This is a genomic window from Vreelandella olivaria (assembly GCF_023507745.1).
Classification (GTDB): domain Bacteria; phylum Pseudomonadota; class Gammaproteobacteria; order Pseudomonadales; family Halomonadaceae; genus Vreelandella; species Vreelandella olivaria_A.
On sequence record NZ_JALPZO010000140.1, the window covers coordinates 1 to 12,832 of the forward strand.

Genomic DNA, 12,832 nt, shown 5'->3' on the forward strand with positions numbered 1-12,832 from the left:
CAAGATCGATGAGGCGGATCGCTATTTTGGAGCGTGGGAGTCTCCCGAACAGAAATATCTCAAGGGATTGCCCTTTTCCCTTCATCGTATGACCAGATATGGCTTTAGCATATTATTCAGGAAATACTGGTTTATGCAGCGCTTTTATATGAAAGGCAAGCCGGAGCTGATCGACCAGGCGCCTGTGAGACTAAGACGTCTGCTGGTATGGCTCTACACCTCGTGGATGCTATGCGGTATTTTTGCGGCGGCTATATATTTCTCAGGTGTGTTGTTTGGTGTTTGGTAAGGTACCCGCCTGGTTGCGCCTCCCGCTGAACCTGCCAGCGACCGGCGAGGCGCTGAAACGCAGAACTGGCGTCGAGGCACGTCAGGCAGTGCATGACCTGCGCGAGGCCGCATTCCGGCGCATCGGCTTCGCCGTGCCCAGCTGGCAGGATCGTTAGAGGCGATGCGGCTTTTTCGCACTACGCTTATCACTATATTCCCACCATGTCATAACGCCTACTGCGCACTATGCTTATGCAATAACCTTCAATCAACACCCTATCGTGATAGGAGCGAGCCATGAGCAATGCCGAGCTAAATGAGCTGAAGCAGAAATATGTCGCTGCGGGCGCAGCTAGCCCCGCTACCGCTTTTGCGGATCGCGCCGAAAATGCCGAAATATGGGATGCTGACGGTAACCGGTTTATTGATTTCGCTGGGGGAATTGGCGTTCTTAACATTGGGCATCGCCATCCCAAAGTGGTGGCAGCGGTCAAAGCCCAGCTTGATAAGGTGATGCACACCTGCCAAACGGTCATGCCCTATGAAGGCTATGTCCGGGTGGCTGAAAAACTCAGCCAGCTTGCTCCAGTACGCGGCCATGCCAAGGTAATGCTGGCGAATTCCGGTGCAGAAGCGCTGGAAAACGCCGTTAAAATTGCGCGGGCCGCGACGGGTCGCTCCAATGTCATCTGCTTTGATGGCGGCTACCATGGACGCACTTTTTATACCATGGCCATGAACGGCAAGGTCGCTCCCTATCAAAGCGATTTTGGGCCGATGCCTGGTACAGTTTTCCGCGCCCCTTACCCAGTGCCCTACCACGGCGTTAGCGAAGATGAAGCCATTCGTGGTTTGAAAATGACGCTGAAAACCGATGCCAACCCCAAAGACACAGCCGCTATTATTCTCGAGCCGGTACTCGGTGAAGGCGGTTTCTACCCAGCTCCCACGAGCTTCCTGGAGAAAATCCGCGCACTCTGCGATGAGCATGGCATGCTGATGATTATCGACGAAGTGCAGTCAGGGTTTGGTCGTACCGGCAAAATGTTCGCCATTGAGCATAGCGGTGTTGAACCCGACATTATGACCATGGCGAAAAGTATGGCCGATGGCATGCCGATTTCCGCCATTGTCGGTACAGACAACCTCATGGATGCCTCTGGCCCCAACTCACTGGGCGGCACCTACACCGGCAGCCCTACCGCCTGTGCCGCCGCCCTGGCGGTACTAGAGGTGTTTGAGGAAGAGAGCATCCTTGAGCAAAGCCAGGCCCTGGGCGACAAACTGGCGATGCGCTTCGGCGAGTGGCAAAACAAGTTCGCATGCATAGATAACATACGTAATATGGGCGCTATGGCGGCATTCGAATGTGTATCTGACAAAACAGACCGGATACCGAATGCAGAGCTGGCAGCAGTCTTATGTAAAAAGGCACGGGAAGAGGGGCTGATACTGCTTTCCTGCGGCATGTACGGCAACACCATCCGCTTCCTGATGCCGGTCACCATTGAAGATGACGTGCTGAACGAAGGCCTGGATATTATTGAATCCTGCCTGGAAGCGCTGATTTGACAGGCCATTTAACTTGAAAGGCCGATAACAGCCCGTAGCAGGGGCCTTTTACTATGGCCGGAATTACGTTCCCTACCATTCCGGCATTTCCGCTATCCATGGCGGTCAGATGGCAAAAGTAGCACCCACGGAAGGGTTTACAGCGCCCCCACCCAGGTCTGTTTCGGTCATGCAGGCTCTCTAATTAACGAGGCCGCCGATCGCCTTCCAGAAAATTGGCTGTAAAAACCGCCTTGCCATGGGTTTCAAACGACCATTTCATCACGTCGCTTAACGCCACCATCACTTCATCGAACTCACCAAACACCTGAGTGCTCATTCGGTTAGGGTGAACTTCCAGCCCTGTGGCTTCCAGGCGTTTAACCACCTCTTTCACAACCGGCTTAAAATCATCGGCCAGCGGGTAATAGCTGAGCTGTACAGAAAGATACATACTGCCTCCTTACGCCATCCGCGAGCGTTTATGACGTTCATGCTCTAAACGTTGCCACGCCTTGATAATCGCCTCACGCGTCTCATCTGGATGCTCCATTGGAAACATATGAGTACCTGGTACATGGCTGATCGCCAAACCGTGGCGTTTTAGCCGTTTAACCCGTGACGGGGTAAGTAAGTGTGACTCCTGGCCTGCAACCAGTTCCAGGGGTACCCCTACCCGGCGTGGCAAACGGGACAAATGGTCTGGCAAGTGACGGAAAATCTCCACCTCAATCCGTGGGTCGAAGGTCAACTCCGCGCTTCCGTCCTCAAGCAGTCGTGTGCCTGCTTCAATGTAGTCATTAAGTGCCTCAGGGGTAAAGCGACGAAACAGTCCCCGCCGGCGAAGCGAGTTCGCCATTGCTTCACGGCTTGGCCATACACTACGGCGGCCCAGGGTTTTACCGGCCGGGGTAATGCGATCAATAAAACCAAACCGCTTGGCGGCCTTCATGGCCCAGGCATCCGGCCCCAGCATCAAGGGCGGGTCAAGCATGATCACACCACAGAATCGTTCTGGCTGCTTATCCGCCGCCATCGCCATCAAGGTTCCACCCAGTGAATGCCCTACCCCCAGTAACGGTGTATCACTCTCCGGTAAGTAGCTCAGTAGCTCCTCTACTAAATTCCCCCAGTTATGATTAACCGGATATTCAGGGTGGTGCCCCAGGCGATCCAGCGGCAGCACATCAAAGGTTTCCGCTAACGGATCAAGCAGTGTGCGATAACTTAAGCCAGGAAAGCCGTTGGCATGGGCAAACACGATATGGGGGCGTTGGGCAGCATCGGCAGACATGGTGGGCTCGCAGAGTAATCAGACAGGAAAGCAACGCGGGAGAAGCATCCACGTTATCTATTATTTTAAACAAACTATCATACGTCTGTTTTAACGCGCTCCTGACAGAGCGTCAATCGACATAAGTATTAACAAGCTAATTAAAACAGTGGCAATTGCTGTGCAGTGATTTCTTCTGCCAAGCGATATCCAACACCTAATAGACGAACAGGCTTGGCACCTCTTGCCCAACCTACGCTTAGCAGCGTTTCGAACTGCTCAAGATTCGGCGCAGGGTCGGCGTGCTCGACGGTGGTTTGGGTAAAATCGTTGAACTTTACCTTCACCACTAACCCGCGCACCGCAGGCGGCGGTTCGAGGCGGGCATAACGGCGCTTTAAATCCTCAATCAATAATGGCAGTTCCTGCTGACAGCTTTCTAGCGTAGGTAGGTCTTGGGGATAAGTCTGTTCAGTGCTGATGGATTTACGCTCACGGTGGATTTTCACTGGCCGTTCGTCCCGCCCGTAACTCAGCTCATGCAGCCGATAGCCGAAGCGTCCAAAACGCTCCACCAGTTCAGTGAGAGGCCACGCACGCAGATCCGCACAGGTGCGAATACCCAATTCCGCCAGCTTCTCCGCAGTACGCGGCCCTACACCATGGATCTTTTTGACGGGCAGTTGTTGCACGAAATCATCAATAGCCTCGGGAGTGATAACAAACAGACCGTCGGGTTTGCGCCAGTCACTGGCAATTTTGGCGAGAAATTTATTAGGTGCCACTCCTGCCGAGACGGTAATCCCCACTTCGCTCCGCACCTGTTCGCGAATCGCCTCAGCCATACGGGTCGCACTGCCATGATGAAGAGTGACATCAGAGACGTCTAAAAATGCTTCATCCAATGAGAGCGGTTCAATAAGCTCAGTCACATCACGGTAAATAGCAAACACCTGGCGTGCCACCGCTTTGTATTTCGCCATATCGCCACGCATCACCGTGAGGTGCGGGCAGCGCTTAAGCGCCTGCGCCATGGGCATGGCGGAGTGAATGCCAAACTTACGTGCCGGATAGTTACATGTCGCCACCACCCCGCGCTGCTCCACACTGCCGCCAATCGCAATGGGAATATCGGTTAACGCGGGGTTATCACGCATCTCTACCGCTGCGTAGAAGCAGTCACAGTCGCAATGAATAATTTTGCGCACAGGCCGACCTTGCCTCCGCCACTACCTGTAAAAAAGCACAGTTTATCACAGGTATTCGTAGCAGCGCTGAGCAGGCTTCTCGGCTCATATCGACTGGTTCAAATCATGTACCACAGAAAGTGCGTAACACCTGCTCACTTTCCGTAGCGGGGGCTGCCAGGCGACGTGCCTCAAACGAGTCATCAAAAGGCTGCGTCACCACCGCCAGCAGCGTATGGAACGGGGTAAAGTCCCCCTCATAAGCAGCATCAATCACCTCTTGAATACGGTGGTTGCGGGGGATAATCACCGGATTGGCGCGGCGCATGGCGTCCAGGCGTTCATTCTGTTGGCTAGCCGCCTGTGCTGCCTGCCAGTTTTCCAGCCACGCCGCCAACTCATCAGGCTGGGTTGTCAATTTCAACAAGGCATCGCGCTGTTCATCATTGGGCGACGCAGCAAATTGGGTCAGCGCATCAAAGGTGGCGGTCATATCCATCCATCCCTGATGCATTTGGGTTTTCAGCCTCTCCATCAGCGTAGCGGCCTGGGTGCTTTCGGACGCCAAACCCAGCTTATCGGCATAAAAGCGTTGCTGCTCAGCATCAAACAGCGGCTCAAAACGGCGAATAATCTCGGTGGCCTGCTCAACCACCGAATCACCCTCTTCACGCATCAACGGCAGCAGGGTTTCGGCAAAGCGGGCCAGGTTCCACTGGGCAATAGCCGGTTGATTATTGAAAGCGTAGCGCCCTCTCTGGTCGATCGAGCTATATACTTTTTGCGGATCAAACTGCTCCATAAAAGCGCAGGGGCCGTAATCGATGGTTTCACCGGCAATGCTGCAGTTGTCGGTATTCATCACCCCATGAATAAAACCAAGGCTCATCCAGTGAGCGACCAGCGCCGCCTGGCGGGCAGTAACAGCCTCCAGCAGCGTCAGGTAAGGGTCTTCGGCGTTGGCTGCCTCAGGGTAGTGGCGGGTAATCACGTGGTCTGCCAGCGCTTTTAAAGCAGTTCCATCGCGTCGCAAGGCAGCAAACTGAAACGTCCCTACCCGAATATGGCTGCTGGCAACTCGGGTTAGCACCGCCCCCGGCTCAACCATCTGGCGCACAACCCGTTCGCCAGTGGAAACAGCGGCCAGTGCGCGGGTAGTAGGCACCCCTACAGCGGCCATAAACTCACTCACCAGGTATTCACGCAGCACTGGGCCAAGCGGCGAGCGGCCATCACCTCCACGGGAAAACGGCGTGCGACCACTGCCTTTTAGTTGTATATCGCGACGTACCTCCAGCTGGTCGATGACTTCACCCAGTAAAAGCGCCCGGCCATCGCCCAGCTGCGGCACAAAGTTGCCAAACTGATGGCCAGCGTAGCCGAGTGCTTTGGGTTCTGCCCCTGGCGGCAATTGGTTACCGCTAAACCATTCCGCCAGGACGGCGTCCTCAGGCCGTGCCTGCATGCCCAAGTGCGTTGCCAACGCGTCGTTAAAGGCAATCAAGCTCGGCTCAGCCACTGAGGTCGGCATACAGGCGACCCACAATGGTTCTGGCAGCGTGGCAAACTGGTGTTCAAAGGTCAGCACGGGCAACTCCGCTTTTAAAATAAAGGCCTGGGGAATACCCTAGCAGCTTACTCAAGTTCCCGCCCACGGATTGCGATGCCTTCTGGCGGTTATGGATAGAAGGCAATATATGGTACCGAAGATGCGTTAAGTACTTTTGAGGCAGGCGACGGCATGCTCTAACACTGGCGTTAGCGGTGCCCGCCACTGATGGGTCAGAAGCACATCGGCACGGGTAACGCCCAACGAAAGCGAGGCGATGGGCAGCCCCATGGCATGTGCATCGCGGCAGAAGCGGTAACCGGAGTAGACCATCAGCGAAGTGCCCACCGCCAGCACGGCATTTGCACGCTGCAGGCCCGCCTGGGCGGCCATTCTTCTCGCCGGTGGCACCACATCACCGTAATAGACGACCTGCGGTTTTAAAATACCGCCACAACGTGGGCAATCGAGTACTTTAAAGGCAGAGAAATCGGTTTCTAAATCCGCATCGCCATCTGGTGCATGCCGGGCCTCCAGCACCGCAAAAGCCGGATTTAACTTCGCCATTTCGCTATGCATCGCGTGGCGCATCATCTGATAACCACAGGCCATGCACGCCACCATATCCGCACGCCCATGCAAATCAATGACTTTTCTGGACCCTGCCCGTTGATGTAACCGGTCTACGTTCTGCGTCACCAAAAGCGCCACATGCCCCATGGCCTCTAAGGCTGCCAAGGCACGGTGGGCCCCGCTCACCTGGGCTTCGCGCATGGCTTTAAAACCTACCAATGCCCGTGCCCAATAGCGCTGGCGCACTGCCAAGGAGCCGATAAAATCACCATGCTGCACCGGTGGAGGACGCTTCCACTGCCCGTCGGCATCACGATAGTCAGGAATACCACTATCGGTGCTCACGCCTGCCCCGGTAATCACCCACAATGAAGGGTAGTGCTCAATAAAAGCCGCCAGTTCTTCACCGGCTTTTTGAACGGTTTTTGCTATTTCCACTACCTGCGTCAATAGTTCACCTCTAGGCAATATTACCGAGTCTCGACGATACTGTATGACAACGAAAACATCTGTAATGCGCAACGGCTACTCATTAAAGGAGCATTTCATGCAACGGGCCAAGCAACAGGATCATGATGTTGTGATTGTCGGCGGCGGTATGGTGGGCGCAGCTCTGGCAGCTCGCTTAAGCCATGCGGGCATCTCGGTGGGGCTGGTTGAGCGAGGCAGTCCCCCTACGCCACTCAGCGGCGATTATGACCTGCGCATTTCATCGCTCAATGCCCGTTCGCTGGCCTTTGTAAAAGCCAGCGGTACCACCCTGCCGGAAGAGCGCTGCTGCCCATTCCGGCACATTGATGTCGCCAACCAGGATGGCTCCGGTCATTCGCTGTTCTCTGCCCAGGATAGCGGGATGGACGATTTCGGCATCTTTATCGAAAACCGAACGCTGCAATATGCGCTGTGGCAACGCCTGGAACACCTCCCCAGCGTTACCTGTTATACCCACTGTGCGCCGCTAAGCACCATCTCCTCCAGCACAGCTCGCATACTGGAGCTGGATAATGGAAAAACATTAAGCACCCGTTTAATTGTTGGTGCCGATGGCGCACGCTCTACCCTTCGGGAACTAGCGGGCATTAGCGTAAGCAGCTATGACTACCACCAGCGGGCAATGATCATTAATGTGGAAACCGAACTACCCCAGCAGGATATCAGCTGGCAATACTTCACTCCCACGGGGCCGATTGCCATGCTACCTCTGCCCGGCCAGCGTGCCTCTCTGGTGTGGTACGACAGCCATGAGGCTACTCACGCTCGCGAAGCACTTGATGACGAGGCGCTGATGAGTGCCATCGAATCCACCTACCCCAAACGCCTGGGTAAACTGACCCGCATCGTGGCGCGGGCCAGCTTTCCGGTTAAGCGCCAACACGCCAAGCGCTATATAGGTAAACGCTTGGCACTGATTGGTGATGCCGCCCACGTAGTGCATCCCCTGGCGGGGCAAGGGCTGAACATCGGCCTGCACGATGCCGACACCCTGGCAGAGCTGATCATCAATGGAAGCGACCCCGGCGACAAGGTCATGCTCCACCGCTTCGAATGCCAGCGCCGCCTGGCCAATCAAGCAATGATTGCCGCCACCGACAGCTTTCACCACCTGTTTACCGGCGCAAAACCACTGCGACAATTAGGCGATCTCAGCCTGCATCTTACCGAACGCCTCCCGTTCGCCAAGCGCATGATGATGCAGCAGGCCAATGGGCTAAACCCCTTCAAAATGCGCTAACGCCGGAGGGTATTATCGCCACACGTGCGGAGCTTTCAGGCGCCAATCACTTGTTTTATCGCATGGTACCAACCAGACCTTTATAGCAGACTACGGCGACTGGTTAGAGAAAGGACTTGCCGTTACAAAGCTCCCACGCTCAAGCTGTGTAGCGAAAACCAGACACGACCCAACGCCCGCTGAACCGCCTGTTCTGCATGAATCTCGGTAGTATCAAACAGCGGCACATCGGTATCGGCTTGCTGAATCAGCAGGCCAATCTCAGTACATCCCAGAATCCCCCCCCTGTGCCCCCGCTCTGCCGACGAGGTGATGATCTCAAGGTACTCGGCTTTAGCACCAGCCTTTACAACACCCAGGCACAGTTCCCGATAGATCACCGAATCATGGTGCATAACCTGGCATTAACCCGCCGTCAGCTACACTACGCCGCAGCCCCATCAGCAACGCCCACAACCGACTAATACCCACAGAGCCAACCAATAGAACCACTCCCATCGCCATAAAATAGATGCCAATGAGTGCCGTGCCTTAGGGTTCAGATGGTTGGAGCGTTAAACCTTGCAGTGCTGGGAATTAACGTTTTACTTACCGGAACATAAAGAGCACCAGAGAGCTATTTTTACGGTGCAGTAGCTTGTATGGGGTGCAACACCCTGCATCATTTATCTATGTCTATCTCCGTGGGGTGTCAAATGACAGCGCCCGAACTCGAAACCCTCAGAAACGCTGCCATGACGCTCTCCGAACGGGAGCGCTCAGCTTTAGCCAAAGATCTCGTGGCAAGTCTGGATAGCCCTGCCGAGAAGACGTTCGATCTGGTCGGCTGCCTCCATTGCTCCACCGCCCTCGCTCAGAGTGGCTGCAAGAGTACGAGCCGAGGCCGTGTATGACGAATCGTCCAGCAGCGTCTTCACGACTGTCCGTAGTTCCTTCGTGGCTATCTTCCGCCCACTGAGGTGATGGCGCAGCACAAGACCCGCGCCACGGTCGGCGACCGCCTGGCCGATAAGGAATTGCTCGACCTGCTGGGGGATCACGACCATCGGCACCCCAAAATGGAGCCCCTCCATCACACTGTTCATTCCGCCGTGTGTCACGAACACCGCCGCCTGCCGCAACACCGCAAGTTGGGGCACAACGGCCCGTACCACGATGTTCGACGGCGCTGATTCGAAATCGGCGGGGCCCATGGCACGGCCGACGGCCAGCAGCACGTTCGCGGGCAGCGCCGCGAAGGCCTCAATGCAAGATCGGAAGAAGTCTTCGCCGCCACGGTGCAGCGTTCCCAGAGACACCACCACCAGTGGGGCCTCATCTTCAAGGAGACGTTCGAGTTGCGCATCAATCTCCTCGGTACGTGGCGCGGTATCAATGGAAGGGCCGACGAAGTGGCTACTCGCATCGCAGCGGTCGTCGGGAGATTGAATCCATGCAGGAATTGGGAAGATCGTTAGATCACCTCGGGTCGGGAACATCGGACTCGATGGTAAGAGATCACGACCTACGCTTCGCAGTAGCCGGCGTCGCGCGCCGAGGGTTCCCGGCAGAGAAGTCGCACTCTCCCACACTACGGCGAGACGCTCGCGTACTGTCAAACGACGGAACACAGATGCATTGACGAGGATCGTGGTCATAAGAGAGATCCCTGGGCGGCGCAGACTGGTTGCGAGCATTCGCCCCCATAAGGCGTTCGAGTCGAACATGACCGCGTCCGGCGGGTCCTGCCGCAGTTCAGACTCCAGCAGCGGCAATAGTGTCTGCGCCGCTTCCAGTAAACGCTGCACGACCCTTGCCGATCCGCCGTGAGCGTTGGCATCGGCAATGACCTTGGAGGAGATGGTGCCATCGGGATAGGCGCGAAAGGTGGCCCCAGCCTGCTCGACAACAGCGCGGAACTCCTCGGTGACGTAGAAAGTGACGTTAATGCCGCGCCGGACCAATTCACGGACCAGCGGCACGCTGGGGTTGACATGGCCAGCTGCCGGTATAGCGATCATGATGATGCGGATCATCGGCACCTCCGTGCGGATTACTCTCAAGTCCGAAGGGTGGAGCCTGATGCTCTGTGAGCATAGCGCCCGCCATCACCGGTGACAGAACAACAGCGAAGCGGAGGTTTTGACATCCGGTGCATGGCCTGGTTATGTTTCGCTTGCTGGTAATTCGAGCTGCCTCTCGCTTCGCCAGACTCGTATGAGCACAACCTCTTTAGCTTGCCTGAGATAGACAACTCGAAATGGCGCGTGAATCAATTCGCGAATACGATCCAGATTGAATTCAGGAACAACCCGGCCAGCATCGGGGTGGATTTGAAGCATTTCGCTATGTTCCAGGATAGCCGCCACGAAATCATCACCGATATGTGGAACATCCTGTTCTTTGTAATACTTCTGAATAGCCTGTAAGTCCTCAAGAGCGGACCGTGCGATGCGTAATTCCATTTACTTGATGCCCAACGTTTTCTTGGCGTCCTCCAACGATACGGTGTTGCCCTCGCGAACATCCATAAGCCCCTGCGCCACCGCCTTTACAAACCGCAATTCCTCTGCGGTTCTCTCATAATCTTCGAGCCCCTGAACAACAGCTATACCGCGGCCACGACTGGTAAGCAGGATTGGGCGATGCGTATCCTGCGCTCGACCAACCACCTTTCCGGGATTGATCTTCAGGTCTGATAGAGGAATGACATCCTCGGAAAATTTCACTTGCATAGTGATCACTCAGCCAACGGTTGGGCACCATTAATAGCACCTGTTAACAGGTGCGGTCAAGAAACATAACGCCCGCCATAAACGGCGCGAAGAACGAGCGTCCGGCGACCACAGAAAGCAAATTTAATGGCTTTGTTATGTGCTCTACTACGCGGCGACAAGCTTCTTGACCCTGAGGTCTTTACGGTGTTGCTCAGCATGCCACAGCTCATATTGAGACTGCTGGGTTAGCCAGCTCTCCGATGAGGTATTAAAAGCGATAGAAAGCCTAATTGCCATTTCCGGGCTAATACCGGCTTTGCCGTTCAAAACGGCGCTTAACGTCTTCCGGCTGACCCCGAGCGCTTCCGCAGCTGCTGTCACAGATAGACCAAGAGGCTCTAGGCAAAGCTCTCTTATTACTTCACCAGGGTGGGGAGGGTTGTGCATCAACATAGGAGTACCTCAGTGATAATCTTCGTAATTCACTATCTCGGCGTCACCATCCTCAAAACGGAACGTCACGCGCCAGTTGCCGCTTACCGTCACCGACCAGATTCCCGACCGATTGCCGGAAAGCTCGTGGAGCCGAAGGCCCGGCAAGTCCATATCTTGGCGCCAGAAGCCGCATTAAGCCTACTGAGAATAAGCCGAAGCCTCTTTGCATGAGCGGCCTGAATCCCTGCAGTGCTGCCGGACTTGAAGAACTTGGCCAAGCCCTTGTGTTTAAAGCTTCGTATCATTCCCTAAATGTACCCTGTAACGTACCAGGTTTCAATGCACAACGCCGGCCATAAACGGAGCGAGGAACGAGCGTCCGGCGACCGCAGGGAGCGAATTTAATTGCATTGTTAGATTTTTCTGGCACGTACAAATAAAACGTCCCCAGAAGTAAAATCGCTTTCCTGAACGAGGTCCGATTTTGTTTCAATCACGGAAAAACCAGCCTCTAAAAGCAATGACTTCAGCTTCTCAACTGTGAAATAGTGATCCCATAGCACATAGGTGAATGATTCGCCCGAGTCGGGAATGACAATATACTTTTGCCCCCAAACCTGCTCTTTTTCAAAATGCTGACACTCTGACAACACGTAACAAGGTGACTTTGACCAAAATCCATTGGCATCTGCCCTTTCCCAAGAACGTCCCTCCGTTTTAGTTTGCGAAATGCCTGCGCCAAATACATCAAATACCAGCACACCACTTGGGGTAAGTAACTGATAGACATTCAAGAGAAACGTTTTCTGTTGTTCGCTTGTCAGTGCGCCGAAATCACAATAAATGCAGGTTGCCACATCAAAATCACCTGCATCAATTTTGTCGAGGTAAGACTGATGCAGATACTGAACCGTCAGTCCTTTTGATTTTCCTGATTCAATAGCGTGGTTGATCGCTGATTCGTTGATATCCACACCAACAGCCGACCATCCGCGAGCGGCAAACGCCTGAGTATAAAGACCTGGGCCACACCCAAGATCAATGATAGAGCCTGTACCCGACTGATTCTCGAGAACCCAGTCAACGGTTGCTCTGATCGTTTTTGGCTTACGGCTTGCTGCATCAGAATCTGGATTGAGGTGTGCTTTCAGCAGTTGCTCGCGAACATAGGAGTTCGACCAGATGTTTGCATTTCCAGTTTCGTATAGTTCCATCAAGTCTCCCGAAAAATCTAACGAGGCTGTAGAAAAAACCGATTTCGAGTCGTCTCCACCGCCTCTCGTCCTAATTTACTTACTCAGCCAGTCATCTGGCTGAGTAATCTTAATATCGGCATTTAGCCACTTGGGCGCCCAGCTAAAGCTTGTTGAAGACGGCCTTTTGCTCTTAAAAAGCAACTTACCCCGCTCTAAGCCCTTCATGACGCGGCTAAATGACCATAATTCGCTAACTTCTCAATATTGTGTATCAGGCAGTAAAGCTGCCACTGGCCCTGTACTTTCTTCTTGCCCCGAAGACTGAAGCGGTTCAGTCTTTTCGTCGTGCCAATGTTTCCAAAGACGGGTT

General features: G+C 54.5%; 16 protein-coding genes. 3 read left to right on the plus strand and 13 right to left on the minus strand.

Going from position 1 to position 12,832, the window contains the following annotated elements; translation table 11 throughout:
• Together HP566_RS17140 and gabT are read left to right on the plus strand one after the other, a co-directional pair.
• On the plus strand, positions 1 to 289 hold a 289-nt coding region (locus tag HP566_RS17140), incomplete at its 5' end, for a hypothetical protein (RefSeq protein ID WP_249978537.1).
• Between the two features lie 278 nt (positions 290 to 567).
• Positions 568 to 1,842, plus strand: coding sequence for a 4-aminobutyrate--2-oxoglutarate transaminase (gene gabT / locus HP566_RS17145; protein WP_249978538.1), 1,275 nt, complete (start codon positions 568 to 570; stop codon positions 1,840 to 1,842).
• 184 nt (positions 1,843 to 2,026) lie between these two features.
• On the opposite strand, the gene HP566_RS17150 is transcribed toward gabT, so the two are convergent.
• The 5 genes from HP566_RS17150 to HP566_RS17170 all read right to left on the minus strand — a co-directional run bounded on the left by HP566_RS17150 (position 2,027) and on the right by HP566_RS17170 (position 6,853).
• The gene (locus tag HP566_RS17150; RefSeq protein ID WP_249978539.1) at positions 2,027 to 2,275 is read right to left on the minus strand and encodes a YkoF family thiamine/hydroxymethylpyrimidine-binding protein; all 249 of its coding nucleotides are present in this window, start codon (positions 2,273 to 2,275) and stop codon (positions 2,027 to 2,029) included.
• A gap of 9 nt (positions 2,276 to 2,284) precedes the next feature.
• Entirely contained in the window at positions 2,285 to 3,115 is an 831-nt protein-coding gene (locus HP566_RS17155; protein ID WP_249978540.1) for an alpha/beta fold hydrolase, read from the minus strand.
• A gap of 140 nt (positions 3,116 to 3,255) precedes the next feature.
• Complete coding sequence (dinB, locus tag HP566_RS17160) at positions 3,256 to 4,302, minus strand: DNA polymerase IV (protein ID WP_249978541.1); 1,047 nt, start codon at positions 4,300 to 4,302, stop codon at positions 3,256 to 3,258.
• A gap of 103 nt (positions 4,303 to 4,405) precedes the next feature.
• Positions 4,406 to 5,869 (minus strand): protein adenylyltransferase SelO, encoded by a 1,464-nt coding sequence (locus HP566_RS17165; RefSeq protein ID WP_249978542.1) that lies wholly within the window; start codon positions 5,867 to 5,869, stop codon positions 4,406 to 4,408.
• Between the two features lie 126 nt (positions 5,870 to 5,995).
• Positions 5,996 to 6,853, minus strand: a complete 858-nt coding sequence (locus HP566_RS17170) for an NAD-dependent protein deacetylase (RefSeq protein WP_249978543.1) — start codon at positions 6,851 to 6,853, stop codon at positions 5,996 to 5,998.
• Between the two features lie 97 nt (positions 6,854 to 6,950).
• Here HP566_RS17170 and HP566_RS17175 point away from each other — a divergent pair, with 97 nt between their 5' ends.
• Positions 6,951 to 8,135: a UbiH/UbiF/VisC/COQ6 family ubiquinone biosynthesis hydroxylase gene (locus HP566_RS17175; RefSeq protein WP_249978544.1), complete on the plus strand. Its 1,185-nt coding sequence runs from the start codon at positions 6,951 to 6,953 to the stop codon at positions 8,133 to 8,135.
• A 122-nt stretch (positions 8,136 to 8,257) separates the two neighbouring features.
• Here HP566_RS17175 and HP566_RS17180 read toward each other — a convergent pair whose 3' ends face one another.
• The 8 genes from HP566_RS17180 to HP566_RS21655 all read right to left on the minus strand — a co-directional run.
• Positions 8,258 to 8,530 carry an aspartate/glutamate racemase family protein gene (locus HP566_RS17180; protein ID WP_249978545.1) on the minus strand — a complete coding sequence of 91 codons (273 nt, stop codon included), beginning with the start codon at positions 8,528 to 8,530 and terminating at the stop codon, positions 8,258 to 8,260.
• A 369-nt stretch (positions 8,531 to 8,899) separates the two neighbouring features.
• Positions 8,900 to 10,150: a macrolide family glycosyltransferase gene (locus tag HP566_RS17185; protein WP_249978546.1), complete on the minus strand. Its 1,251-nt coding sequence runs from the start codon at positions 10,148 to 10,150 to the stop codon at positions 8,900 to 8,902.
• 129 nt (positions 10,151 to 10,279) lie between these two features.
• Positions 10,280 to 10,579, minus strand: coding sequence for a type II toxin-antitoxin system RelE/ParE family toxin (locus tag HP566_RS17190; protein WP_249978547.1), 300 nt, complete (start codon positions 10,577 to 10,579; stop codon positions 10,280 to 10,282).
• Positions 10,580 to 10,849 (minus strand): type II toxin-antitoxin system Phd/YefM family antitoxin, encoded by a 270-nt coding sequence (locus HP566_RS17195; protein ID WP_008284815.1) that lies wholly within the window; start codon positions 10,847 to 10,849, stop codon positions 10,580 to 10,582.
• A gap of 147 nt (positions 10,850 to 10,996) precedes the next feature.
• A complete protein-coding gene (locus HP566_RS17200) occupies positions 10,997 to 11,284 on the minus strand; it encodes a HigA family addiction module antitoxin (protein ID WP_084173268.1) in 288 nt (95 codons plus the stop codon).
• 9 nt (positions 11,285 to 11,293) lie between these two features.
• A complete protein-coding gene (locus HP566_RS21650; RefSeq protein ID WP_284041536.1) occupies positions 11,294 to 11,437 on the minus strand; it encodes a type II toxin-antitoxin system RelE/ParE family toxin in 144 nt (47 codons plus the stop codon).
• A gap of 242 nt (positions 11,438 to 11,679) precedes the next feature.
• Positions 11,680 to 12,480: a class I SAM-dependent methyltransferase gene (locus HP566_RS17210; RefSeq protein WP_249978548.1), complete on the minus strand. Its 801-nt coding sequence runs from the start codon at positions 12,478 to 12,480 to the stop codon at positions 11,680 to 11,682.
• A gap of 203 nt (positions 12,481 to 12,683) precedes the next feature.
• A partial coding sequence (locus tag HP566_RS21655) for a transposase (protein WP_284041538.1) occupies positions 12,684 to 12,832 on the minus strand: 149 nt, incomplete at its 5' end.